Here is a 22,940-nt window from a genome sequence, read left to right as displayed (position 1 = left end):
ACACACTTATATTATTATGTGTGTAGTTTCAATCTACATAATCCCCATTAAATAGGCGTTCTTAAATTAAATATCTCTTTTTTCTTTAAATTCTACACTACTATGTACAGAGAAGATTCATCATAAGTTATACCACCTCACATATTTTTCTTCATTGTAATGAGAAATGTTTGAATGGTAAAAAGCACAAAATGATATATCCGTAAGTAAAAAGTATTATTTTAGACCCTACAAAACAAAAAAAGAAACCATACATAGTTCAAACATGTATGGTTTCAAAATTTATTACACTTCAGTACAAGATATGTAATATCCTCCGCGAGCCATCTTTATTTCAGCACGGTACATTACATTTTCTAAGTAAAACGTAATCGGTTTAACTTTACTCTCAAATTTTAGTCTCTCATTGCACTCAGTTGCATATCCTTCAATCGCTGAAGTAATAACTTCTGATGATGGATACGTTAAAGCTTCATCTAGTTCTATGAAAAAACTTTTAGAAAATAGTTTTTTCATAATCCCCTTCTTCTCTTTCATCATATTCCATCTCCTTCAATTCAAATTGATAACATCCATATTATACCATACGTTCAATTTATCTTTGAAAATAAAAAAATCCTGCATTTTTCATGCAGGATTTTTTTATTAGTCATTTTTCGTAAAGTAAGAAACGAAACGAAGAATTTCTAAGTATAACCATACTAATGTAAGCATTAGTCCCATCGCAGTATACCACTCCATATATTTCGGAGCTTGACCACGTACACCATTTTCGATTAAATCGAAATCTAGTAATAAGTTTAATGCAGCAACTACGATAACAACTGCACTAATAATAATACCGATTGTACCACCTTGGTGAATGTATGGAACAGTTACACCAAACATATTTAGTAGGAATACGACTAAATACATAACCATAATTCCAAGTGTTGCTGCCATAACGCCTGTACGGAATTTATCCGTTACTTTTACTACGCGTGTTGCATATAACACTAACATTGCAAATAGAATTGAGATTGTTAGTAATACAGCATTTAAAACGATAGAATCGCCAAATTTCATTGTATAAACTGCTGAAATACTTCCTAACACAACCCCTTCTACCGCTGCATAGATTGGTGCACCAAAAGGTGAAATACGTGGGAAGAACATAGACGCAAATGCGATGATTGCCGCAACGATTAAAGCACCAATTAATACTGGCATCTTCATCGTCCCCTGCATCATCTGTATGTATGAATAGACAGACGTTGCAAGTAGCAAGATAAGCATAATGAACGTTTTGCCTACTGTTCCGCCAATCGTCATCGCAGAAGCGCTTGCTCCCTCTTTACGGAATGCCTCTTTTTTCAACATTGGATTAGATGTTCTCATTTTTTCCCTCCTAAAATAGGTTCTACCAATAGTGTAAAGTTTTTCTCTTTACTTTTCAATATATGCAGCTTGTTTTTATTTTAATCCTTCAATGATGTCTGATAGTTCACTCCATCTTTCCATCTTTTTTTCTAGCTCTTCTTCTGTTTTCTGCTGTGCTTCAGATAATTCTTGTGCCTTTGTGAAGTCAGATCCAACTTTCGCAAGTTCTTCTCCAATTGACTCAATTTTCTCTTCAAGTTCGGCAATTGTATCTTCAATCGTTTCCCATTCACGCTGCTCATTGTATGAAAGTTTACGTTTACGTTGTTGTTTTGGAGCTTCTTCTACAACTTTTTTCTCTTTTTGAACTTCCGCTTTCTCCATAAGTTCTCTCGTTTTTTCCATTTCTAAATAATCTGTATAACTACCTAGGAACTCACGCACTCCGCCTCCGCCAGTAAAGATGAACAGTTCATCTACTACTTTATCTAAGAAGTAACGGTCATGCGATACAGTTAAAACGACACCTGGGAAATCTTCTAAATAATCTTCTAGTACTGTTAATGTTTGTGTATCTAGATCGTTCGTAGGTTCATCAAGTAAAAGTACGTTTGGTTCTCCCATTAAAATACGTAATAAATATAAACGTCTTCTTTCACCACCAGATAGTTTACCAAGCGGTGTACCATGTGAATGCGTCGGGAATAAGAAACGTTCTAACATTTGAGATGCACCAATTACTTTTCCATCTGTCGTATGAATAACTTCTGCAATCTCTTTAATGTATTCAATCATACGCTGATTTAAATTCATCTCTTCATTTTCTTGCGTATAATAAGCAACTTTTACAGTTTGCCCAACTTCAATTTCACCACTATCAGGAGATAACTTACCTGCAAGCATATTTAATAGCGAAGATTTCCCGCTTCCATTCGCTCCAATAATTCCGATGCGATCGCCTGGTTTCACAATATGATTAAAGTTGTTTAATACCGTTTTATCACCAAATTTTTTCGTTACATCTTTTAACTCAAGTACTTTTTTCCCAAGACGGCTACCGCTAAGTGCAATATCAACTGACTGTTTTGCAGCTGGTCCTTCTTGTTCCTTTAGCTCATCAAAACGCTGAATACGCGCCTTTTGTTTCGTAGAACGGGCTTTTGCACCACGACGAATCCAAGCAAGTTCACGACGATATAAATTTTGGCGTTTCGATTCTTGTGCCAATTCTTGCTCTTCACGAAGTGCTTTCGCTTCTAAAAATGTACTATAGTTTCCTTCGTAGCTATATAGTTTACCATTATCTAATTCAAAAATACGGTTCGTCACACGATCTAAGAAATAACGATCATGGGTTACAAGTAATACCGCACCTGTATATCTTGCTAAATATTCTTCTAACCATTCAACTGTCTCATGGTCAAGATGGTTCGTAGGCTCGTCTAAAATTAATAAATCAGGCGTTTCAATAAAACATTGTGCCATTGCGATACGTTTTTTCTGTCCACCAGATAAATTCCCAACAATTGCAGTGAAGTCCGTAATTCCTAATTTCGTTAAAAGAGATTTCGCATTTGCATTTGCTTCCCATGCACTCATTGCATCCATACGTTGCTGCACTGCAAATAATTGTTCCTGTACTTTTTCATTACTTGGATCTTTTTCAATATTTAATAGTGCTTTTTCATAATCACGAAGAAGACGAATTAAAGGTGTATCACCATGGAACACTTGCTCTAATACTGTTAGTTTTTCATCAAACTCTGGTTGCTGTGATAAATAACTAATTGTATACCCACGTGAATGCGTCATATCACCTGTATCAGGAGTTTCTAATCCTGCAATAATTTTTAATAATGTCGATTTACCAGTACCGTTTACACCAATAATTCCGACACGTTGTCCTTCTGTAATACTACATGATAATCCATCAAATAACGGCTTTTCTCCATATGATTTTGATAAGTTCTCCACAGTTAACATTTTCATATTTGTGCATTCCACTCTTTCATAAATTGTTCAATAAACTGTTCCATATAACGATGACGAATTTCAGCCTCTTGTTTTGCTGCATTCGTATTCATTAAATCTTTTAATTTCAAAAGTTTTTCATAAAAATGATTTAAAGATGGATCATTATTTTTTCTATACTCTTCTTTCGTCATTTCTTCACGCGGCGGAATAGTTGGGTCATACATTAATCTGCCTTTCGCCCCGCCATATGCAAAGGTACGAGCTATTCCAATTGCTCCAAGGGCGTCTAAGCGATCCGCATCTTGAACAAGCTTCCCTTCAAGTGAATCCACTTTACCGCCATGGCCACCTTTATAAGACATATTGGCGATGATATGAAGAATATGTTTACTTTCCTTTTCTTCAACACGTAGCTCTTCTAACCAATCAGAAACTTTTTTCATTCCTGCTTCTTCACTTTCATTTAGCTTTTCATCTGCCACATCGTGAAGTAATGCTGCCATTTCAATTATAAAACGATTTCCACCTTCTTGCTCAGATAAAGAAATCGCCATTTTATGTACACGTTCAATATGATACCAATCATGCCCACTCGCATCTTTTTCTAAAATATGTTTTACAAAAGTAATTGTTTTTTGAATTTTTTCTTGTTTTGTCATTTTATCTTCACCCAGTTACTTATTGTAACACGCCCGCATTTTTTCATCACATATTTTCTTGTCCGCCCATACACTAGGTGGTAGGCATCATCATGAAGGAGGAATAAACATGTTCTATAATAATCAACCGCCTTATCCAAGGCAACCATTGTATCCTCAACAACAAGAACAGAGATACACAGAACAATACGAAGAACAAGAGTTACAACAGCAAGAACCACAATATGACGAAAACCCATATGCAACAACGCAAAATCAAGAAACTGAATTTCAACAAAATCCATATGAAACACGTCCAAATTATGAATATCCTCAAAATCCATATGCAGCACCACAAAATCAAGAACAACAATATCAACAAAATCCATATGTAGCACCACAAAACCAAGAACAACAATATCAACAAAATCCATATGTAGCACCACAAAACCAAGAACAACAATATCAACAAAATCCATACACAACTCAACCACAACAACCGCAATACCAACAACAAATGTATCAACCAAACTACGACGTACGTGTCTCACCACCTAAACCACCAACAATAGATCCAACTCAACCACAAATCTTACCACCTGGACCAACACTAGACATTACACAACCACAAATCTTACCACCTGGACCAATTACTGAACCAACACAACAACAAATTCAACAAGTTGTCGGTACACAGTTTTTACCTTTCAAGAAACCCGTACTAGATTTCGTAAAACCATGGGTAGATTACGGTTTAAATGAAGCAAAACATACATCACATGAACACGCATTAACAGAAGTTGCTGCGATTATGTTTTTAGTTGGTAAAGGCTTCAATCCGACGATCGCACATTATATCGTTGAATCTTGGGAGAAGAATGAACAGTTTTAGAATTGTTTATTTGATAAAATATAAAAAACACAAAAGTGCCAAACCCCTTATACCACAAGGGTTTTGGCACTTTTTAATATCTAAAACAAATTTTATTGAAATAATTATTTTTATAGATTTTCATACTTTTTTATATAGTACGTGAACATATACAGTACAAAATTACACCTTTGTATACACATTTTTAGAAACATCTTACGTTTATCAAACAATAACCAAAAGACGTACCTGCAACCTCATCATATAAATAATAGATATTAAAAAGAGGACACTATAAGCGCCCTCTTCCTTAGGTTTTAAATATGTTCTCCATGATCCATAAACACTTCAATTGCTTCGTTTTGTGGTATGTCTTTTACATTAGTAAGACCAAAAGTAAAAACAGCCGATAACATCATCATTAATAAGATTGCTTTTTTCATTTTAGCGCCCTTCTTTCTATGCTCTTTTTGTCTGCATCTAAAGCGATGTGCAAATACTTGCTTGCTTTTCTGTGATTTTCTGAACCATAGAATCTTTCACCTAAAAGAGAAGCATATTCTTTTACCCAATCATATAATTCTTCTTTTTCAAAATACGAAATACCTTCTATAACCACATTTTCTAATTCTTCTTGCGGTACATAGTTATGTACTGCTTTTAAAATTCGGAAATGATGACGATAACATAAGTCGCTAATCTTATAGCCATTCTCAATATATTCATTAGCGATATGACTATAACCTAACTTAAAATGTTCTCTTGCTAAAAGAAACATAGTTTTAGCGTTATTTTCTAATGAATCCTCTAAGTGTTTAATTGCTAACTCTGGCATGTTTTGACTTGCGTATAAAAGTCCTAAATTATGCTTAACTCGTTTAATAAGAAGTTCATCATTAGATTTTTGGAAGGTACCTAGTGCTGAAAGTAAATATTCCTCTGCACTTTCGAATTCATTTAGTCGAATGTGTGCCATTCCTAAAGTATTTAAGCATGCTGCAGTTTTTAATTCATACCCTGGACTAATTGAAAATACTTCATTCGCCTTTGTAGCAAATTGAACTGCTAGGATCGGTTTTAATACGTGATAGTAATGGACTGCAAGCCAATAATTAAATTCAGCTTTTTCAATTTCATCATGCATGTACTCTAAAAACGTTTCAGCTTTTTCAAATTGCATTCTTGCTTCACTATGGTTTGCTTTATTAATAGCGTAAATTGCTTTAAACAAATGATGATAGTACTCTAAAAATGTTTCTGTAGACTCTGGTAAAGGCTCGATTTTGTCCAGAATATCTTTTGTACTATCCATATCCCGAATTAGCAGTTTATACCGTGCATTCAATAAAGCGTAGTAGACTAATATTGTTTGGTCTTCCTTAATATTATTGATTTTATTTGCAATATCTTCTTTTATTTTCTGAGACTGTAATACACGTTGTGAAATCATAGCTTGATACCATTCGTTTAATAATTTTGTGATTTCTTCTTTAGAAATAATGTCAACACTCATCTACTTCTACCCCCTTTTGTTAAATGTTATCATGACATGCTTGTTTGCATAAATAAGTTTTTGAATATTCTAACTTGAAAAAATTATTTTTGAATATTCATGTTAACAAAATGGTCCCTTTTCAAACCTTAAAAAAGAACACATGTTTGTTTGTAGTGGAGTTAAAAAAACAAAAGTGAGGTATTACATCATGGGATATAACAGCTTTCCTGTAGTACGTGGAAGAGGTATGGTGAAATGGAATCCGTTTGCTTCAATACCGGAGCAATACGAGGAAATACATAGAATGTTTGAGGAACAATATAAAGTACCTAAACCTTTTTTAACACAAGATACTATGGAACGAATAGAAAGAGCGTTAATGCAATCTTTTCACGAGGAAGAAGAAATACATATCTCATACTATCGTGATGGAATGGTGCAAGACATGTACATAAATGTATTACATATTGAACCGATGATGAAAACTATATATTGTACAGATGCCTTTGGTTTGAATACTAAGTTTAAGTTTGATGAATTGGTGAATATAAATTAAAAGAAGCCGCCCGACAGGACTGAAGTGCCCCCCAATTGTTAGACACAGCCTAACAATTGGGGGGCACTTCACATATATAGGTGGCTTTTGTACGACAAAAAAAAAGAGCTCTGCTATACAGCAGAGCAAAAGAAAAATATATAACCCTATAAAAATAATACAAATTATTGATACTTTCAAAAGACGAAATTTAAATTTCCATCACAATAATAGCTATGTTTAAGTATGAAACATTCTACCTTCACTATAGCTATGAATATTCTTATTTTAGAATTCCATAGTATCCAAATAGCTCTTTGAGAGATACCTCAATACCGAACTTCTTCAAAGAATCTTTTCTTTGTTCAAAGAGAAGTTCTAAAACTTTTTTCTTATCTTTGTCTCTTCCATAATGAATCAACCTATGACAGTTCGGACATATACTAACTATATTTCCAACAACATCTAAACTATTTTCAAAATCAATTCATTTATACGATTAATTGTGTAAGAATTATGATGTGTGATTTCTCCTAATTCCTTGTACTGCCTTACGCTTTTTTTCCATTTCACAATTACAACATTATTTTTTTGTAACTGTTTAAATTGCTCTTGTGTTTCAAAGTTTACAAAATTCATATCAATTCCCCTTTGTATGAAAATGAAATTTCTATAATAAAACTTTATAAGCTTTATATATCCATTCTTCATCTTTGTCTTCTTCCACATAAAAGATTTCTATTTTTATTTCCATACCATTTTCCATTAAAACGTGCGCTTCATATTTCCCATCTACATAACTAGCACAATCAATATTGTCTGCTACTATTTCTCTCCATTTATCAGGTAAACTATCATAAAAACGTTCAATGGCCGCTACTAAAACTAAATCTTCTAAATGAGCAGTTTTAAGGTTGTTTATTTTTAAAAACATCAAAAATGCCAAATCCCTTATATCACAAAGGATTTGGCATTTTTAAGTATTTAGAACACCTGCTAAATTTAAGGAGAAATTAACAGACATGCGTCCGGTATAATGCCGTGTCCACACCCAAGGATCGGTTACATAAAATAACGTATCTAACCTGGGAAGTCTATTAGTCTTTTCCCCTTATAGTAACACTCTCTTCTACTAAGACCTTTTCTTTCTAGGGCCTACAATTAATTTAATCGCTGTTCTCTCTTCATTATTAATAGAAATCTCTTGAAACGCTGGAACAAAAGCTAAGTCAATACCACTTGGAGCGACGAACCCTCTTGCAATCGCAATTGCTTTAATCGCTTGATTTATAGCTCCAGCCCCAATCGCTTGAATTTCCACATTACCACTTGTTCTTAGTACACCTGCTATTGCACCTGCGACTGAATTTGGGCTTGATTTTGAAGATACCTTTAATATATTTTCCATGTAAGTTGCTCCTTCTATTATTTAATCTCTCTTTCGTTACAATTTTAAATATTTTAGCGTATCTTTAATTACTATTCACACCAAAAACAAACGATGCTTCATATGTACATTTATTCTATTTTTTCTGACTTCTTCCTGCCCAGCTACACAAATAAAAACAAAAAATAAATAATCTAATATACATACGATTAAATATCATAGCTTCACCAAACGATAACATCCATACAGCAAAAGATAATATTGCTGTTTTGTCATACGAAATTAATATAGTAAAGTGAAACTTTACTCAGTGGGGGGTTTTGTTCATCCCCACCTAACTTCTTTGCTTTCGCTGAATTTTGAGGTGGGAGTCTTACTGCTCGGAAAATAGCGGGATAAACGTTTCCTCGTTACTTCAATCCATTTAGAAATCCCATTCATTTTTCTATCAAATTCTGAACCTTATCATCTTCAAAAAGTGTTAAAGGTAATACCCCAATACTACATTTCATCATTTGACCACTTTATATTCCAAATCTATCTCCTTTTATAGTACAAGCATACACGCCAATTGTGATTCATTTTCATAAACTATTATGTGTTTTACATTTATTAAGAATAGGAGGTAATATATTGGGTTCATACTATCATTCTTCAAACTCGTATAAAAAATGCTCATGCAAATCTTCTTCCAGTTCAAATAAAAAATGTTCATGTGACCATTCACATAAACGAAGCTGTCCTGCATACGGAACTTTTTGGCAAACTGAATTTATAACTGTTCCTTTTGGAAACCCTTTTCCATTTAATCACGTTGGACCTTTAGCAGGAGGCGTTTCCTTACTAAACCCTACTACTATACAATTTAGACAAGCTGGTGATTATAGAGTTTCGTTCATTTCCAGTATTAATACTACTTTAAATCCTGTATTTCCACATATCCCAGTCATAACTATATTTTTAAATAACAATCCACTTGCTAATAGTCAAGGTGACTTCGCTATTCAAATGAATACTTCATCAAATAACGAATGTCTTCAACTCGTTGGCGAAACGATTGTTACAGTGCCAGCTAATTCAACTCTTCAACTTAGAAATAATAGTGGCTTTAATCGTCAAAGTATTGTAACTTGTGACAATGGTATAAATTCAGTTGAATTAACAGTTACAAAACTAAGTTAATATTATTTCTTCACATTCAGATGCTATTTCAGCATCTTTTTTTATTGAATAACAGTTTTCTTCGACTTTTATTATCTCTCATCACGCAAAAAAAGTGCAGAATTCTTTCTAACACAAGATTTCTGCACTTTTATATTATGCTTATTTATTCTTCCTTATTTCTCTACATAAACCGACTTAACAATCGTACGATTATATGGTTTTCCTTCTTTATTCATCCCTTTTATATCCATCGTAACGTTATATACTCCCGGTTGTTTTATATCTTTCAAAGCACCTGTAAATGTATTCGTATTAACATTTTGTAATTCATTAAATTCAGAGACTAACTTACCTTCTTTATTAACGACTCTTACTGTTATGGAAAGATCCCCTTTCATTTCAGGTGCCATTGGTGATTTTTTCAGTTTATACTCAGGTTTATTTACTTTAACTTTTGTAGGTATTTGAAGAACAAATGGTGCGTCATTCTTGTAATCGCTTACAACTAAATATGCATCTTTCGACTGCTTCGCCATCATTTTGATTTTCCATTCGCCTACTTCCAATTTATCAAACTTAAATGTTCTAATTGTCGCCCCATTAAAGAAAGATTCGCCTTCACCAGTAGTTATAGCGCTATCTTTATTTGCATATATTTTTCCTTTTGGAGATACCATTTGTACTTCTACATCAGAAGAAGCAGTTAGTACAGAAACGATTCCTTCCGCTTTTTTATCAACTGTAACGGTTTGCTCTATCCACTGATTTTGTGGTAATTCGCCTCCTAAAATATTTTGATTTGAAGTTGTATTTAATTGTTCTAGATCTTCATTTGAACTAGTGCTGGATGCTACTAAAGCTGGTAATTCCACATTTGTCGTACGTAAATATGGTTCGATTCGTGTAAAAACAGCTGATCCTTTTCTTATATTGTCATGATCAAATCTGGAATCTGTAAATAAATGTGTACCGTACGATAGCTTCGCACTCCATTCATTTACTAGTCCATCATTTGAACCGTACGATGATAAATATAACCCGCCCATAGATAATGCAGAAAATGTTGGCCCCCAGCTAGTCCCAGTAGCCGTATAGTAACGGTTTAATTTAGCTGCTGGGTTATTATCTATTGTTGAACGAAACTTTGCCATTTCACCTATTTGTAACGAGTACGTACCATCATCTTTTTGACCTAATATAGAAGCTAGCCACCCTGCCCACCAACTATATGACAAATCTGCTAAATTTGAGCCGTGATGCGGTGTAGCAAGTGTAATAACATTTCCAACAAATCGATTCGCATCATATTCAACTAATGCGGCTTGTGTATCAATACCACCTTTACTATGCGCTACAATATTAACTTTTTTACCGAAATGATTATATATTTCTTCAAGTTTTTGTGCTAACAGTTTTCCGTTATCCCACTGACTAGCCGAACCTTTCCCCGCAGCATCATATAATTGTATAAACACTGTTTGATAGCCTGCTTTCAAAGCATAATCATACATATCATTTATATCATGATATACTGTCTTTCCATACCAACTATCCGCATTACCATTTCTTCCTTGTACAAAGAGAATTGGTGGTTTATTCTCATCATAATTAGCAGGTTTTTGGCCTAAAAACCATTCCCCAGGTGTAAATACTTCTGTGTCAGGAAACCCCTTTCCAAGCTCTTTTACAACTTCTGCCTGTACATTTGTGCTAATCGTTGGAGCCATGATAAAAAATACAATTAGTAAGGCCACATATCTTCTCATCAGTCTCATATTACTCCCCCTATTTTTTTGAAAGAAGGTGTTCTTTATAATATTTTATATTTTCCCTTCCTTAATAATAGCTAATCTTTGATTTTAAAAAGATGTTAGCCCTATTTTTAGAAGGTTACTAGTTGTGTACCCTCTTCCTTAACTCTCGTTATTCTCTTTGTTTCTACCTCTTCCTTTTGATAGAATACGACAAAAAAGTTTCTCAATAATTGTTAACTTCGCTACATCCAGATATTTTTTAAATCATTATTGTTTATATAAAGCATACAAATCTTGAAAAAATTTTAGTAAAAAAACATTTTATTACTAGTTAGTTATTTAAAAACATAATAAAGATATGTACTTTCTTTTCATTAAATACAAAATAATTTTAAAGGACCCTATATTGTAAGGCTTTCCTACAATTAAAAATCAAACTGAAATTTCCGAATAAACAATCATATTTCCAGAAACATATATTATGATAATTTCCGCGCACTTGAATTAACCTTGTAGAAGTACTAACCTATCGGTGAGCAGAAGAAAATTCTGTAAAAAGAAAGGAGAATACTTTATGATGACCAATTTACAAAAGGAGTTTTTTGAACGCTTAAAAATTCCTGCAAAAGAAATAACATTTGATGATTTAGATGAAATCTTATTAAAAATGGGAATGATTCTCCCCTATGAAAATCTTGATATTATGGCTGGTACTATTAAAAATATCTCAAAAGATAACTTAATAGAAAAGTTACTTATTCAAAAACGAGGTGGACTTTGTTATGAATTAAACTCCTTATTGTATTATTTTTTAATTGATTGTGGGTTTCAAGTATACAAAGTAGCCGGTACTGTTTATGATCTTTACGATAATAAATGGAAGCCCGATGATGGTCATGTCATTATCATATTAAGTCATGAGAATAAAGATTATGTTGTGGATGCAGGTTTTGCATCTCATCTCCCTTTACATCCAGTCCCTTTTAAAGGAGAAGCCATCTCCTCTCAAACAGGAGAATATCGAATTCGTAAACGAAATACTCGAAAAGGTACGCATATTTTAGAAATGAGAAAAGGAGCTAACGGAGAATCTACAAGTTTCTTACAATCTGAACCTTCAAATGAATGGAAAATAGGTTATGCTTTCACTTTAGATCCAATAGATGAGAAAAAAGTGAATAACATTCAAAAAGTGATTGTAGAGCATAAAGAATCTCCTTTTAATAAAGGGGCTATCACTTGTAAATTAACTACTTATGGTCACATATCGTTAACAAATAAAAATTACACAGAAACCTTTAAAGGCACCAAAAATAAACGACCAATAGAATCTAAAGATTATGCTCGCATTCTTCGTGAATCTTTTGGAATAACGCAAGAGAAATATGTAGGAAAAACACTAGAAAGAGGTTAGTTGACTAGAAGTATTTCATAATAAAGCAGATTCTATATTTAGAATCTGCTTTATTTTATATTTTGTTATAAATTAATTTAATTTTGTTGTTACCCTTTAATTTTCAATTATATACTCATCATCATATTTATCGTATTGTAACCCTTTCCCTATCTTTGATTCTGTAACTTGATCTCTTAAAAACGGTGCAGCACCCATTTTGCTAGTTACAATTTCAATTCCATATTTTTTCGTTAAATGAGCTAACTCTATTAAAAACCACTCTCTTCGCAATGTAACTGGAATATCAAATGTTTTTCTTTTCATATATAATAGCACCTCTTTTATTTTCATAGCTTAAAAACATCACTGGATGCACTTATTAAAACTACCTTCCACCCCTAACATCCAATGAAACATTATAGTATATGCATGTCCATTTCAAACGTGCTATCACAAATATGATATTAAAGTTTACATAATTATATTATGTAATAATAGAAGAGAAAGGCATGTCCCTTCCTCTTCTATTATAGATATTTAAATTAAGAACATCTTGGTACACCTAAAGCTAAAAATAAACCTGCTACTCCCGCAGTAATCGGTACTTTTAACGTAATAACATCGTCTACCTTCGTTACTAAAAAGTAAGCATTACCTTCTTGTAATATACAAGTTACCAACAATTGAAATTCCATTCAAATCTCCTCCTTTCAATCGATATACTATAATTTATGAAATCTCTTTCAAAAAGTAATAGTAAATATATCTATTTTCCCTTATATGCAAATAAATGTTTATAAGTCTAGTAAAAATATTAATTTTCTAAATTTATATAAAACGTGTAATATCCAATAAGTTCCTATATAATCAATAAGAAAAATCTTACAAATGGAGGTATGAAAATGGCGATTTTGAGTAATATTGGTGCAGCTTTATTTTTTATTGCTTTTATTCTTTTAATCTTATGTATCATTTCATTCTTTAAAAAAAATGGAAAAGCAAAACAATATGGACGTCCTACCGTTATTCTTTTTATGATTTCAATTATATTAATAGTGACTGGTACAACAAAATCTGAACACCCAGTCATCGAATTTTTTGCTATTTTAAGTTTCATTCTATTTATATTCTTCCTTGTACTTGCAATATTATCTGTTATTAAGAAAACAGGTGTAGCAAAAAAACAATTTATTATTACAGCCGTATTATTTGTCATTTTTGTTGCGCTATTAGGTATTTCAGCTCCTTCTTCTGAAAAAACGACAGCAACTAGTACAAAAGTTGCCTCTAACAATGAAGAACAAAAAGATAGCGAAAAGAAAAAAGAACTAGAAAAGAAAGAGGCTGACGAAAAAACTCAAAAGCAAGAAGATGAGAAGCGTCAAGCCGAGGAACAAGCTCGTAAGCAAGAAGATGAAAAACGTCAAGCCGAGGAACAAGCTCGTAAGCAAGAGGATGAAGAACGTCTAGCTGATGAACAGGCTCGTAAACAACAAGAAGAACAAAAACGTCAGGCTGATGAACAAGCTCGTAAGCAACAAGAAGAGCAAAAACGTCAGGCTGATGAACAAGCTCGTAAGCAACAAGAAGAGCAAAAAGCACAGCAAACTCAAACACAACCTACCTCAGGAAATACTAGTAGTGCATATTACAAAAATTGTGATGCAGTTAGAGCTGCGGGGAAAGCTCCTCTATATAAAGATCAACCAGGATATAGTCGTAAACTAGATAGAGACGGCGATGGAGTTGCATGCGAATAATAGTAATAAAAAAGAAGCTTAGTAAAAGCTTCTTTTTTTACTGTAATGCCTTACATTTAATATCCCTTTCTCTTATTTAGATGTGTTCTTAAATAAATTTCATACTATTATTCTCAAAAATGACACATAATAAGTGATTTCAATCACCACATTGATTTTCATTTATCGCTATTCTTAATTTAGTAATTACATTCAAACTTTATGGAGGCGTTCATATGAAACATACATTTACTGAAACTTCTATTGTCGGTGAGATCGTTACACAATTCCCGAAAGCTAGTGATTTTTTTAAATCATATAGAATAGATTTTTGTTGTGGTGGCAATAAACCGCTTATTGATGCAATTCATGAAAGAAATTTATCAGCTACTGAAGTGCTTACAGAGTTAAATACGCTTTATAATAATATGAAACGATTAAATGAATCTGAAATTGATTGGAAAAATGCTTCTTATCGCGAATTGATTGATTATATTATAAATAAGCATCATCGCTATTTAAATGAAGAGTTGCCACAATTAAGTCCGTATGTGACAAAAGTATTACGTGTTCATGGGGCAAGTCAGCCTCATTTAGCTCAAATTCATAAGCTATTTCATGAACTAAAGATGGAACTAGAACAACATTTAATTAAAGAAGAAACAGAAGATTTTCCATTAATTTTAGAATTTGAACAAAATCCAACTGAAGAAAACTATGTGAAGTTACGTAAAGTAGTAGATGAGTTGGAAAATGAACATAACCACGCAGGCAACATTATTAAAGAGCTTCGTAAAGTTACAAATGACTTTACTCCTCCAGAAGGAGCTTGCGGCACTTATCGACTTGTTTACCAACGCCTTGAAGCACTAGAGTCTGATTTATTTGAGCATATTCATTTAGAAAATAACATTTTATTTCCACGTGCAATTACGAGAGTGTAAATTAAGTGCAGGACATGAGTGTAAGTAAATACTTATGTCCTGTTTTTTCATTTGGTAAAGAATATACACATCCCTCTCGAATAAGTCCGAATTTTAACAATTTGTGAATCATTGTAAAAATGTGATAAATATCACATCTCCCTCTTTTTAAATTTTCTATAATAGAAATATAATCCTTTGTTCAACACTTCACATAAAAAGGGGAAACGAAAATGAAAAAACGTTTAGTTATGATCGGAAATGGTATGGCTGGCATACGTTGTATGGAAGAAATATTAAAACATGATAGTGATTCATATGAGATTACTATTTTTGGAGATGAACCACATCCAAACTACAATCGCATTATGCTCTCTCATGTTTTACAAGGCAAAACAAATATGCAAGATATCATTATGAATGAATATAGTTGGTATGAGGAAAATGAAATAACTTTGTATACAGATGAAAGGGTTCAAAGTATTAACCGAGAAGAAAAAATAATTATCACAGAAAAAAATCGTACTCTTACATATGACAAACTAATTATCGCAACAGGTTCTAGTGCTTTTATTTTGCCCGTTGAAGGTTCTACTCTTCCTGGCGTAACAGGATTTCGAACTATTGAAGATACACAATTTATGATTGATACCGCTAATGAAAAGAAAAAGGCTGTTGTCATTGGTGGTGGATTACTTGGCTTAGAAGCTGCAAGAGGTCTTATTGATTTAGGAATGGACGTATATGTCGTTCATTTAATGCCAAGCTTAATGGAGCAACAACTAGATGCCAAAGCAGCTTCTCTATTACGCGAAGATTTAGAAGCGCAAGGCATGCAATTTCTAATGGAAAAGAAAACTGTAAAAATTCTTGGTACAGACCATGTTGAGGGCATTCAATTTGAAGATGGTGAAGTTGTAGATTGTGATTTAATCGTAATGGCTGTCGGAATACGCCCAAATACGCAAATAGCAAAAGATGCTGGTTTAATTGTAAATCGCGGTATTGTAGTCAATGACTATATGCTAACAAATGATGAATCTATTTATGCAGTTGGAGAATGTGCAGAACATGACGGTATCGCATATGGACTTGTTGCTCCTCTTTATGAACAAGGTGCGATATTAGCAAAACATATAACGAATTTACAAACTGATGGATATACGGGCAGTATCGTCGGTACACAATTAAAAGTTGCAGGTTGTGATTTATTCTCTGCTGGCCAAATTTATGAAGATGACCAAACGAAAGCAATATCCATCTTTGATGAATGTAAACGTTCCTATAAAAAAGTATTAATTCGTGACAATAAAGTCGTCGGTATCGTTTTATATGGTGACACAGCTGACGGTACCCGCCTCTTTAGCATGTTAAAGAAAGAAGAGGATATACAAGAATATACAGCCGCTTCCCTTCTCCACAAAGCTGGTGAAGAAAGTGCACTTGACGTTGCTACAATGAGTGCGGATGACACGATTTGCGGATGTAATGGTGTTACGAAAGGTACAATCGTTCACGCCATTTTAGAACAAGAGTTAACGACTTTTGAAGAAGTTAAGGGCTGTACGAAAGCCGCAGGTTCTTGTGGTAAATGCCGTCCGCTTGTGGAACAAGTTTTATCTCATACACTTGGAGATGCTTTTGATGCCTCAGCGCAATCTGCCGGTATGTGTGGATGTACAACTTTATCCCGTGATGAAGTCGTAGCGGCCATTCACGAGAAAGGCTTAAAATCTCCAAAAGAAGTACGAAATGTTCTTGGTTTTATACATGAAGAAGGCTGTTCAAAATGTCGTCCTGCTTTAAACTACTATTTACGTATGGCGATTCCAGAAGAATATGAAGATGATAAATCGTCCCGTTTCGTTAATGAAAGAATGAATGGTAACATCCAGCACGATGGTACATTCTCTGTTATTCCACGCATGTACGGAGGCGTTACAACAGCTGATGATTTAATGAAAATTGCTGAAGTTGCGAAAAAGTACGATGTTCCTCTTGTGAAAATTACAGGTGCAAGCCGAATCGGCTTATATGGTGTTAAGAAGCAAGATTTACCTAACGTATGGGCTGACTTACATATGACTTCGGGATATGCATATTCAAAATCGCTTCGTAATGTAAAATCATGTGTTGGTTCTCGCTTCTGCCGTTTCGGTACGAAAGATTCATTAGGACTTGGTATGTTGCTTGAACAATCATTAGAAATGGTAGATACACCTCATAAAATGAAGATGGGTGTAACGGGCTGTCCGCGTAACTGTGCGGAAGTACTGACGAAAGATTTTGGCGTTGTTTGTGTCGAAAATGGATACCAACTTTATATTGGCGGAAATGGTGGTACGGAAGTACGCGAAGCTGATTTTGTAATGATTGTCCCTACTGAAGATGATGTCCTTCGCATCGCTACAGCTTATATGCAATATTATCGTGAAACTGGTATTTATGGAGAGCGTACTGCCTACTGGACAGAACGTTTAGGCTTCGATCACATAAAAGAAATACTGCAAGATGCAAATATGGTCACTAAGTTAAATGAACGTTTCCAAAAAGCTCGTGGCACATATAAAGAAGCATGGGGACAAGCACTAGAAACGAAATCATTAAAAGCGATGTATGAAGTAGAAACTGTGAAATAAGGAGCTGTGATCTATATGATACAAACGAAAGAAAAAATAAAAGTTATGCGTGCGGAAGACCTTCCTATTCAAATCGGTAAAGAGGTGCAAATGAATGGTATGTCTATCGCCCTATTCCGCCTTTCAAATGGAGATATTCGAGCTGTAGAAAATCGTTGTCCTCATAAAAACGGACCGTTAGCAGAAGGAATTGTATCTGGAGAATTCGTCTTTTGTCCACTGCATGATTGGAAAATTTCATTACTAACAGGTGAAGTGCAAAAACCTGATGACGGCTGTATCCAAACATACGAAGTAGAAGTTATTGATGGTGACATTTATATAAACATGTAATTTACGAAAGGAAGCCTCCTCTGGCTTCCTTTTACATAAAAATAGAAGAGGTGCGATTATGAACGGATATGTATATTTAGTTGGTGCAGGACCAGGTGATGAAGGGCTTATTACAAAGAAAGCGATAGATTGTTTAAAGCGTGCAGATATCGTTTTATATGACCGTTTATTAAACCCTTTCTTTCTTAGTTATACAAAAGAAACATGTGAACTTATGTATTGCGGCAAAATGCCAAAGAATCATATTATGCGACAAGAAATGATTAACGCCCACCTCCTTCAATTCGCACAAGAAGGAAAAATCGTTGTCCGATTAAAGGGCGGAGATCCATCTATTTTTGGCCGCGTTGGTGAAGAAGCAGAAACTTTAGCAGCAGCGAACGTTCCATATGAAATCGTACCAGGTATTACATCTAGCATCGCCGCTAGTAGCTATGCAGGTATCCCCCTCACCCACCGTAACTACAGTAATAGCATCACTTTATTAACTGGGCATGCAAAAGGCCCTTTAACCGATCATGGAAAATATAATTCATCCTATAATAGCGACACGATCGCCTACTACATGGGTATAAAAAACTTACCTACAATTTGTGAAAACTTACTACAAGCAGGAAAGAAAAAAGATACACCAGTAGCCGTCATTGAATGGGGTACAACTGGTAAACAACGTGTAGTCACAGGGACACTGTCCACCATTGTTTCTATCGTCAAAGACGAAAATATTTCTAACCCTTCTATGACAATTGTTGGTGATGTTGTTACTTTACGGAATCAAATCGCTTGGAAAGAACGTAAACCATTGCACGGCAAGAAAGTTTTACTTGCATCTGCAACGAATAAAAAAAGCGCAATAAAGCAAATGTTACAAGAGTCCGGTGCAGAAATATATCAAATTCCAATTTTCCAAAAGAAAGAATACACATTAACCTCTGAACAAATTAATAAGATTTTTAACGTTGATCGTCTTGTATTTTGTTCCGCTGAGAGTGTAGACATCTTAGTGCAATCATGTAGTAAATATCATAAAGATATTCGCTCCTTACAGGCAGAGCTTCAGTATATGAACCTTTCTATTCAAGAAAAGCTTATGCAATATGGATTGTTAAGTAAACCTGCGCAATTTTCTTCGAATTCAACGATTTATTTAGGACGAAACATTAACCGAATTGCTGTTATTCAAGAAAAAATTGGTGCTGGTTCCTATATGATGACTCATGAGTACACAATTGATCATCGCTTCGATGAAATTCATTCCCGTATGCTTTCTGAATTCTCATGGGACAGCATTGTATTTGAAGGTCGTGCTTCTATTGATACGTTTCTAGCAGAAATAAAACGCCTAGGCTTTATCAATATTCTTACTCTCCCATTCTCGTATACCGACGTTCCAACTTTACACTATGCGAATAAAGTCGGTTTTCATAATGTAGATGAGCAATTACAAGACATGATTATGAAGAAAGATTTGGTGGTACGATGAAAGGAATTGTATATGTTGGACACGGGAGCCGCTTGCAAAAAGGTAACGAACAATTCATTCACTTTATTCAATCTGTTATAAAAGAACGTAACGAACAGATTCAAAAAATAGCTTTCCTAGAACTAACGACACCTACCATTTCGGATGCAGTTACAGAAGCAATACTAGAGGGTGCAACTGCAATAATGATTGTACCTGTTTTATTATTTGCAGCAGCTCACTATAAACGTGATATTCCTTTTGAGATAGAGAAAATACAAAAGCAATATCCACATATAACATTTTCAGTTGTACAACCTTTTAGTACACATCCACATATGGTTGAACTTGTAGTAAAAAGAATACGTGAAACTATGCCAATGCAAGGTAGTAGTGTTTTACTCGTAGGGAGAGGCAGTAGTGATCCACAGCCGTTACATGAATTACAACAAATCGGAGCAGCCGTCGAACGAAAACTCAGTATGCCAGTATCGTGCTCCTTTTTAACGAAAGGAACTCCCTCTTTTACTGCTGAGCTCAAGGCTATAACATCGACTTCATCCCATGTATATGTCATGCCGTACCTTCTCTTTACCGGATTATTACTTCAAAAAATTAAATTGCATGCAAACAAATACGATCACGTTACAACTTGTAACTGTCTTCAGTTTGATAGATACATGAAGTTAACATTATTAGAACGAATGGAGGAATGCATATATGTATAACATGTACCCTCTTATGTTTAATTTAAATAAAAAAGTGGTCGTTATAGTTGGTGGTGGTAAAATCGCATATCGAAAAGCGTCCGGATTAAAGGATACAGGCGCTTTTGTCACCGTTATCAGCCCAGAAATTTGCGAGGAAATGAAGGAACTTCCTTATATTACTTGGAAGCAAAAAGCTTTTAGTAATAATGATATTAAAGATGCTCATCTTATTTATGCAGCTACAAATCAACATGCTGTAAATATGATGGTCAAACAGGCCGCCCATGATTTCCAGTGGGTTAACGTCGTAAGTGATGGTACAAAATCATCGTTTCACACACCTGGTGTCATCCGACATGATGAATATGTTGTCACTATTTCAACTTCAGGTAAAGATCCATCGTTTACGAAGCATTTGAAGCAGGAACTAACATCTATATTTCCTAAACTTATAAACAAGCTTTCTCGTACTCATAAAATGTAATCTATCACTTAGCTAAAATAGTAATTAACTTTGAACAAACGTTTTTTAGAGGCGTTTGTTCCTTTTGCTTTAGTTTCGCTTTTTAGGATCAGACAAACAATTGAACAAGAATCTGTGAAGAAAAATAACGGCAACAATTACGGACAAAAAAAGCAGTTGCTTGAGAGCAACTGCTTCAATACAGGTTTTATATTGGATATTCATTCAACCAAATTAGCGCTTGTTCATAATCATCAAAAAATCTCACAGATTCTTTCGTATTAGATTGTTGTAAATAATCCATTATCTCCCCCTCTTCAAGGAGAAATGCAATTGCCTTACTGTTATTCAAAATGATTTCATTGAAGAACTTCTCTTTCCATACTTTTTGAACAGAAAAATGATTTGGCGTGTATCCTTTTCTATCCACCAACAATTTGTATTTCCGCCCTTCAGAAATGAATTGCTGACAAACCTGCTCAAAACCATTAAACCATTCATACACATCATCTGTTTTTATATTTCCAACTAGATGGGTAACAATTATATCTCCTGAAACTGTTGTGCTGATATTCTGTTTACTCAACTTGGAATCCCTCCTTAGTTACAATTTTGCGGAAAAACCGCATAAAATCAATAAAGAAAAAATTCTTACTTGACACTCCCACCCCATCGCTATCAAACTAAGCTCATGTAACGTCAATTATAAGCGAAATTGTGTCTTTTTTCGCAAGTCTATATGTAGATGCTTTAAAGATTTGCATCCGAAATAGCCCCTAATGCGTTTCCTTTTTTTGAATTAAACTGCTTGATGATCAGACATGGTACAATTGTAAACGACACCCAATATATCTAAGACTGTTTTCTTCTCATATCGATGGGATTTCCGTCCATCATTTACCGCCTCAAATCTAATCGTTTTTGCACGTATATTCAAAACAAAATATATGACAAATAAATAACGACAGTTACTGTAATAATGCTGAAAAGTGTTGAAAATAAAACGATTTGTGCATGTAATTCAGGTTCTATTTGATACTCCATAGCAATGGTTGATGTATTTCTTGAAGTAGGAAAAGAACTTGCAATAAATAATGATTGTGCAACAATACCATCAATGTTTAGTAGATAGATCATGGCAAGTGCTAATAATGGTCCCATCAGTAACCTTCCAATTAAAGCCCATGTTATGACTCGATGGAAAAAATTAAGCTTAATGTTAGATAATTGCGCTCCTAGCAATATGATTGCTATTGCAACAAAACTATTCGCAAGCTGATTAAGAGGTAGAAAGATAGAATTAGGTATTTGAATTTTAAAAGATTGAAAGAGAACCCCTAATACAAGCGCATGAAGTACAGGCAGTCTTAGAAATGATTGAATAATACTTCCGATTGTTTTTGTTGCTGATAGTAAGTTATATATCCCATATGAATAAGTTAAAAGATTCTGGAAAATCACAATAAAAATTTGAATGGAAACCCCCACTGGATTGTGACTGAAAATCAATTGACTTACTGGTAATCCATAATTACCGGAATTCATTAACGAAATACTATTTTTTAGAGCTGCACTTTCTCCTTTTTCTAACTTTAATGTTTTTGAAATGAAATGACTTACTATGATCAGACTCAAACTATAAAGCATTAAATAGTATATTATCTGGAGCAACAAACCTGTCTCTATACTAATATCATATATATTCATAAATACAGCCGCTGGCATCAAGCAATAAGTAATAAGTGTAGATAGCTGCTTTAAGTTAAATTGGAACTTCCTTTGTAAAATTGCACCAATTAGCAGCAATATTAATATTGGTAATATTACGTCTAATATAATAAAAATAATCATTTAAAACCTCATTCTACATATATTTTAGTTGGATTAAACGCTCTCTTTTCTTTAACATATCAAATATGACTCATAAAGAAAATTATAGATTATTTATACAAATTCATAACTTTATCTTATTGAACTAAACTGTATTCTTTAGTTTAAGTGTACTTTTTTCACAATATCCGTTAGCCTTACCAAAAAATCTTGCCCTAAAAAAATCTGATACTGCAGTTACTATGCGAAGAATACTTACATCAATTCC

The 22,940-nt window shown here is 33.9% G+C and carries 25 protein-coding genes and 1 pseudogene; 11 read left to right on the top strand and 15 right to left on the bottom strand.

Translation table 11 applies throughout. The annotated features are described in order from the left end of the window. Positions 1 to 285: 285 nt before the first annotated feature. The 4 genes from MHI26_RS10885 to MHI26_RS10870 form a co-directional block, all read right to left on the bottom strand. Entirely contained in the window at positions 286 to 540 is a 255-nt protein-coding gene (locus tag MHI26_RS10885) for a DUF4318 domain-containing protein (RefSeq protein ID WP_000975133.1), read from the bottom strand. Positions 541 to 645: 105 nt separating this feature from the next. Continuing rightward, the gene (locus MHI26_RS10880) at positions 646 to 1,377 is read right to left on the bottom strand and encodes a Bax inhibitor-1/YccA family protein (RefSeq protein WP_001260648.1); all 732 of its coding nucleotides are present in this window, start codon (positions 1,375 to 1,377) and stop codon (positions 646 to 648) included. Between the two features lie 75 nt (positions 1,378 to 1,452). Beyond that, on the bottom strand, positions 1,453 to 3,348 hold the full coding sequence (locus tag MHI26_RS10875; protein WP_061666620.1) for an ABC-F family ATP-binding cassette domain-containing protein: 1,896 nt from the start codon (positions 3,346 to 3,348) through the stop codon (positions 1,453 to 1,455). Next, positions 3,345 to 3,992 carry an HD domain-containing protein gene (locus MHI26_RS10870; protein ID WP_000165969.1) on the bottom strand — a complete coding sequence of 216 codons (648 nt, stop codon included), beginning with the start codon at positions 3,990 to 3,992 and terminating at the stop codon, positions 3,345 to 3,347. The genes MHI26_RS10875 and MHI26_RS10870 overlap by 4 nt, the downstream gene beginning before the upstream one ends. A gap of 109 nt (positions 3,993 to 4,101) precedes the next feature. Between MHI26_RS10870 and MHI26_RS10865 the strand changes: the two genes are divergently transcribed. Continuing rightward, complete coding sequence (locus tag MHI26_RS10865; RefSeq protein ID WP_061666621.1) at positions 4,102 to 4,863, top strand: hypothetical protein; 762 nt, start codon at positions 4,102 to 4,104, stop codon at positions 4,861 to 4,863. A gap of 296 nt (positions 4,864 to 5,159) precedes the next feature. Here MHI26_RS10865 and MHI26_RS10860 read toward each other — a convergent pair whose 3' ends face one another. After that, the gene (locus MHI26_RS10860; RefSeq protein WP_000709202.1) at positions 5,160 to 5,285 is read right to left on the bottom strand and encodes a hypothetical protein; all 126 of its coding nucleotides are present in this window, start codon (positions 5,283 to 5,285) and stop codon (positions 5,160 to 5,162) included. After that, positions 5,282 to 6,355 (bottom strand): response regulator aspartate phosphatase, encoded by a 1,074-nt coding sequence (locus MHI26_RS10855; RefSeq protein ID WP_000109862.1) that lies wholly within the window; start codon positions 6,353 to 6,355, stop codon positions 5,282 to 5,284. Before MHI26_RS10855 ends, MHI26_RS10860 begins: the two co-directional genes overlap by 4 nt. Positions 6,356 to 6,545: 190 nt before the next feature. Here MHI26_RS10855 and MHI26_RS10850 point away from each other — a divergent pair, with 190 nt between their 5' ends. Continuing rightward, positions 6,546 to 6,893 carry a YolD-like family protein gene (locus tag MHI26_RS10850; RefSeq protein WP_061666622.1) on the top strand — a complete coding sequence of 116 codons (348 nt, stop codon included), beginning with the start codon at positions 6,546 to 6,548 and terminating at the stop codon, positions 6,891 to 6,893. A gap of 262 nt (positions 6,894 to 7,155) precedes the next feature. Here the strand turns inward: MHI26_RS10850 and MHI26_RS10845 are convergent. From MHI26_RS10845 to MHI26_RS10830, 4 genes and pseudogenes are all read right to left on the bottom strand, one after another. Beyond that, positions 7,156 to 7,356: pseudogene (locus MHI26_RS10845) on the bottom strand (HNH endonuclease); the annotation flags it as partial. Further along, positions 7,338 to 7,511, bottom strand: a complete 174-nt coding sequence (locus tag MHI26_RS10840; RefSeq protein ID WP_001012095.1) for a hypothetical protein — start codon at positions 7,509 to 7,511, stop codon at positions 7,338 to 7,340. The pseudogene MHI26_RS10845 and the gene MHI26_RS10840, both read right to left, overlap by 19 nt. Positions 7,512 to 7,542: 31 nt before the next feature. After that, positions 7,543 to 7,818: a hypothetical protein gene (locus MHI26_RS10835; protein ID WP_223308685.1), complete on the bottom strand. Its 276-nt coding sequence runs from the start codon at positions 7,816 to 7,818 to the stop codon at positions 7,543 to 7,545. Positions 7,819 to 8,004: 186 nt separating this feature from the next. After that, the gene (locus MHI26_RS10830) at positions 8,005 to 8,280 is read right to left on the bottom strand and encodes a stage V sporulation protein S (protein WP_000427801.1); all 276 of its coding nucleotides are present in this window, start codon (positions 8,278 to 8,280) and stop codon (positions 8,005 to 8,007) included. A gap of 612 nt (positions 8,281 to 8,892) precedes the next feature. Here MHI26_RS10830 and MHI26_RS10825 point away from each other — a divergent pair. Further along, on the top strand, positions 8,893 to 9,441 hold the full coding sequence (locus MHI26_RS10825; RefSeq protein WP_000536156.1) for a hypothetical protein: 549 nt from the start codon (positions 8,893 to 8,895) through the stop codon (positions 9,439 to 9,441). Positions 9,442 to 9,596: 155 nt separating this feature from the next. Here the strand turns inward: MHI26_RS10825 and MHI26_RS10820 are convergent, their stop codons facing one another. Further along, a complete protein-coding gene (locus MHI26_RS10820) occupies positions 9,597 to 11,198 on the bottom strand; it encodes an esterase/lipase family protein (protein WP_061666623.1) in 1,602 nt (533 codons plus the stop codon). 553 nt (positions 11,199 to 11,751) lie between these two features. Here MHI26_RS10820 and MHI26_RS10815 point away from each other — a divergent pair. After that, on the top strand, positions 11,752 to 12,591 hold the full coding sequence (locus MHI26_RS10815) for an arylamine N-acetyltransferase family protein (protein WP_000988895.1): 840 nt from the start codon (positions 11,752 to 11,754) through the stop codon (positions 12,589 to 12,591). Positions 12,592 to 12,687: 96 nt separating this feature from the next. Here the strand turns inward: MHI26_RS10815 and MHI26_RS10810 are convergent, their stop codons facing one another. Next, entirely contained in the window at positions 12,688 to 12,897 is a 210-nt protein-coding gene (locus MHI26_RS10810) for a hypothetical protein (protein WP_061666624.1), read from the bottom strand. A gap of 218 nt (positions 12,898 to 13,115) precedes the next feature. Beyond that, positions 13,116 to 13,268, bottom strand: a complete 153-nt coding sequence (gene exsG, locus MHI26_RS10805; protein WP_000395679.1) for an exosporium protein ExsG — start codon at positions 13,266 to 13,268, stop codon at positions 13,116 to 13,118. A gap of 207 nt (positions 13,269 to 13,475) precedes the next feature. Between exsG and MHI26_RS10800 the strand changes: the two genes are divergently transcribed. The 7 genes from MHI26_RS10800 to MHI26_RS10770 all read left to right on the top strand — a co-directional run bounded on the left by MHI26_RS10800 (position 13,476) and on the right by MHI26_RS10770 (position 20,863). Then, positions 13,476 to 14,333 carry an excalibur calcium-binding domain-containing protein gene (locus tag MHI26_RS10800; protein ID WP_061666625.1) on the top strand — a complete coding sequence of 286 codons (858 nt, stop codon included), beginning with the start codon at positions 13,476 to 13,478 and terminating at the stop codon, positions 14,331 to 14,333. A gap of 215 nt (positions 14,334 to 14,548) precedes the next feature. Continuing rightward, positions 14,549 to 15,256, top strand: coding sequence for an iron-sulfur cluster repair di-iron protein (ric, locus tag MHI26_RS10795; RefSeq protein WP_061666626.1), 708 nt, complete (start codon positions 14,549 to 14,551; stop codon positions 15,254 to 15,256). A gap of 212 nt (positions 15,257 to 15,468) precedes the next feature. Further along, on the top strand, positions 15,469 to 17,874 hold the full coding sequence (nirB, locus tag MHI26_RS10790) for an NADPH-nitrite reductase large subunit (RefSeq protein ID WP_000746933.1): 2,406 nt from the start codon (positions 15,469 to 15,471) through the stop codon (positions 17,872 to 17,874). Positions 17,875 to 17,889: 15 nt separating this feature from the next. Beyond that, a complete protein-coding gene (gene nirD / locus MHI26_RS10785) occupies positions 17,890 to 18,207 on the top strand; it encodes a nitrite reductase small subunit NirD (protein ID WP_000616697.1) in 318 nt (105 codons plus the stop codon). Between the two features lie 58 nt (positions 18,208 to 18,265). Further along, a complete protein-coding gene (locus MHI26_RS10780; protein ID WP_001014927.1) occupies positions 18,266 to 19,690 on the top strand; it encodes a uroporphyrin-III C-methyltransferase in 1,425 nt (474 codons plus the stop codon). Continuing rightward, complete coding sequence (locus tag MHI26_RS10775) at positions 19,687 to 20,397, top strand: sirohydrochlorin chelatase (RefSeq protein WP_000676488.1); 711 nt, start codon at positions 19,687 to 19,689, stop codon at positions 20,395 to 20,397. The genes MHI26_RS10780 and MHI26_RS10775 overlap by 4 nt, the downstream gene beginning before the upstream one ends. Next, positions 20,390 to 20,863: a precorrin-2 dehydrogenase gene (locus MHI26_RS10770; RefSeq protein ID WP_000282583.1), complete on the top strand. Its 474-nt coding sequence runs from the start codon at positions 20,390 to 20,392 to the stop codon at positions 20,861 to 20,863. The genes MHI26_RS10775 and MHI26_RS10770 overlap by 8 nt, the downstream gene beginning before the upstream one ends. A 187-nt stretch (positions 20,864 to 21,050) precedes the next feature. Here the strand turns inward: MHI26_RS10770 and MHI26_RS10765 are convergent, their stop codons facing one another. Then, complete coding sequence (locus tag MHI26_RS10765; protein ID WP_000043368.1) at positions 21,051 to 21,428, bottom strand: hypothetical protein; 378 nt, start codon at positions 21,426 to 21,428, stop codon at positions 21,051 to 21,053. Between the two features lie 347 nt (positions 21,429 to 21,775). Beyond that, positions 21,776 to 22,693, bottom strand: a complete 918-nt coding sequence (locus MHI26_RS10760; protein ID WP_061666627.1) for an AEC family transporter — start codon at positions 22,691 to 22,693, stop codon at positions 21,776 to 21,778. Positions 22,694 to 22,940: the final 247 nt, after the last annotated feature.

Origin of the sequence: Bacillus sp. FSL K6-1218, from assembly GCF_038006445.1 — a bacterium.
In the GTDB taxonomy this organism is placed as follows: domain Bacteria; phylum Bacillota; class Bacilli; order Bacillales; family Bacillaceae_G; genus Bacillus_A; species Bacillus_A thuringiensis_S.
Note: the sequence above shows the minus strand (reverse complement) of the source record. Positions and strands in the feature narration are given on the sequence as shown.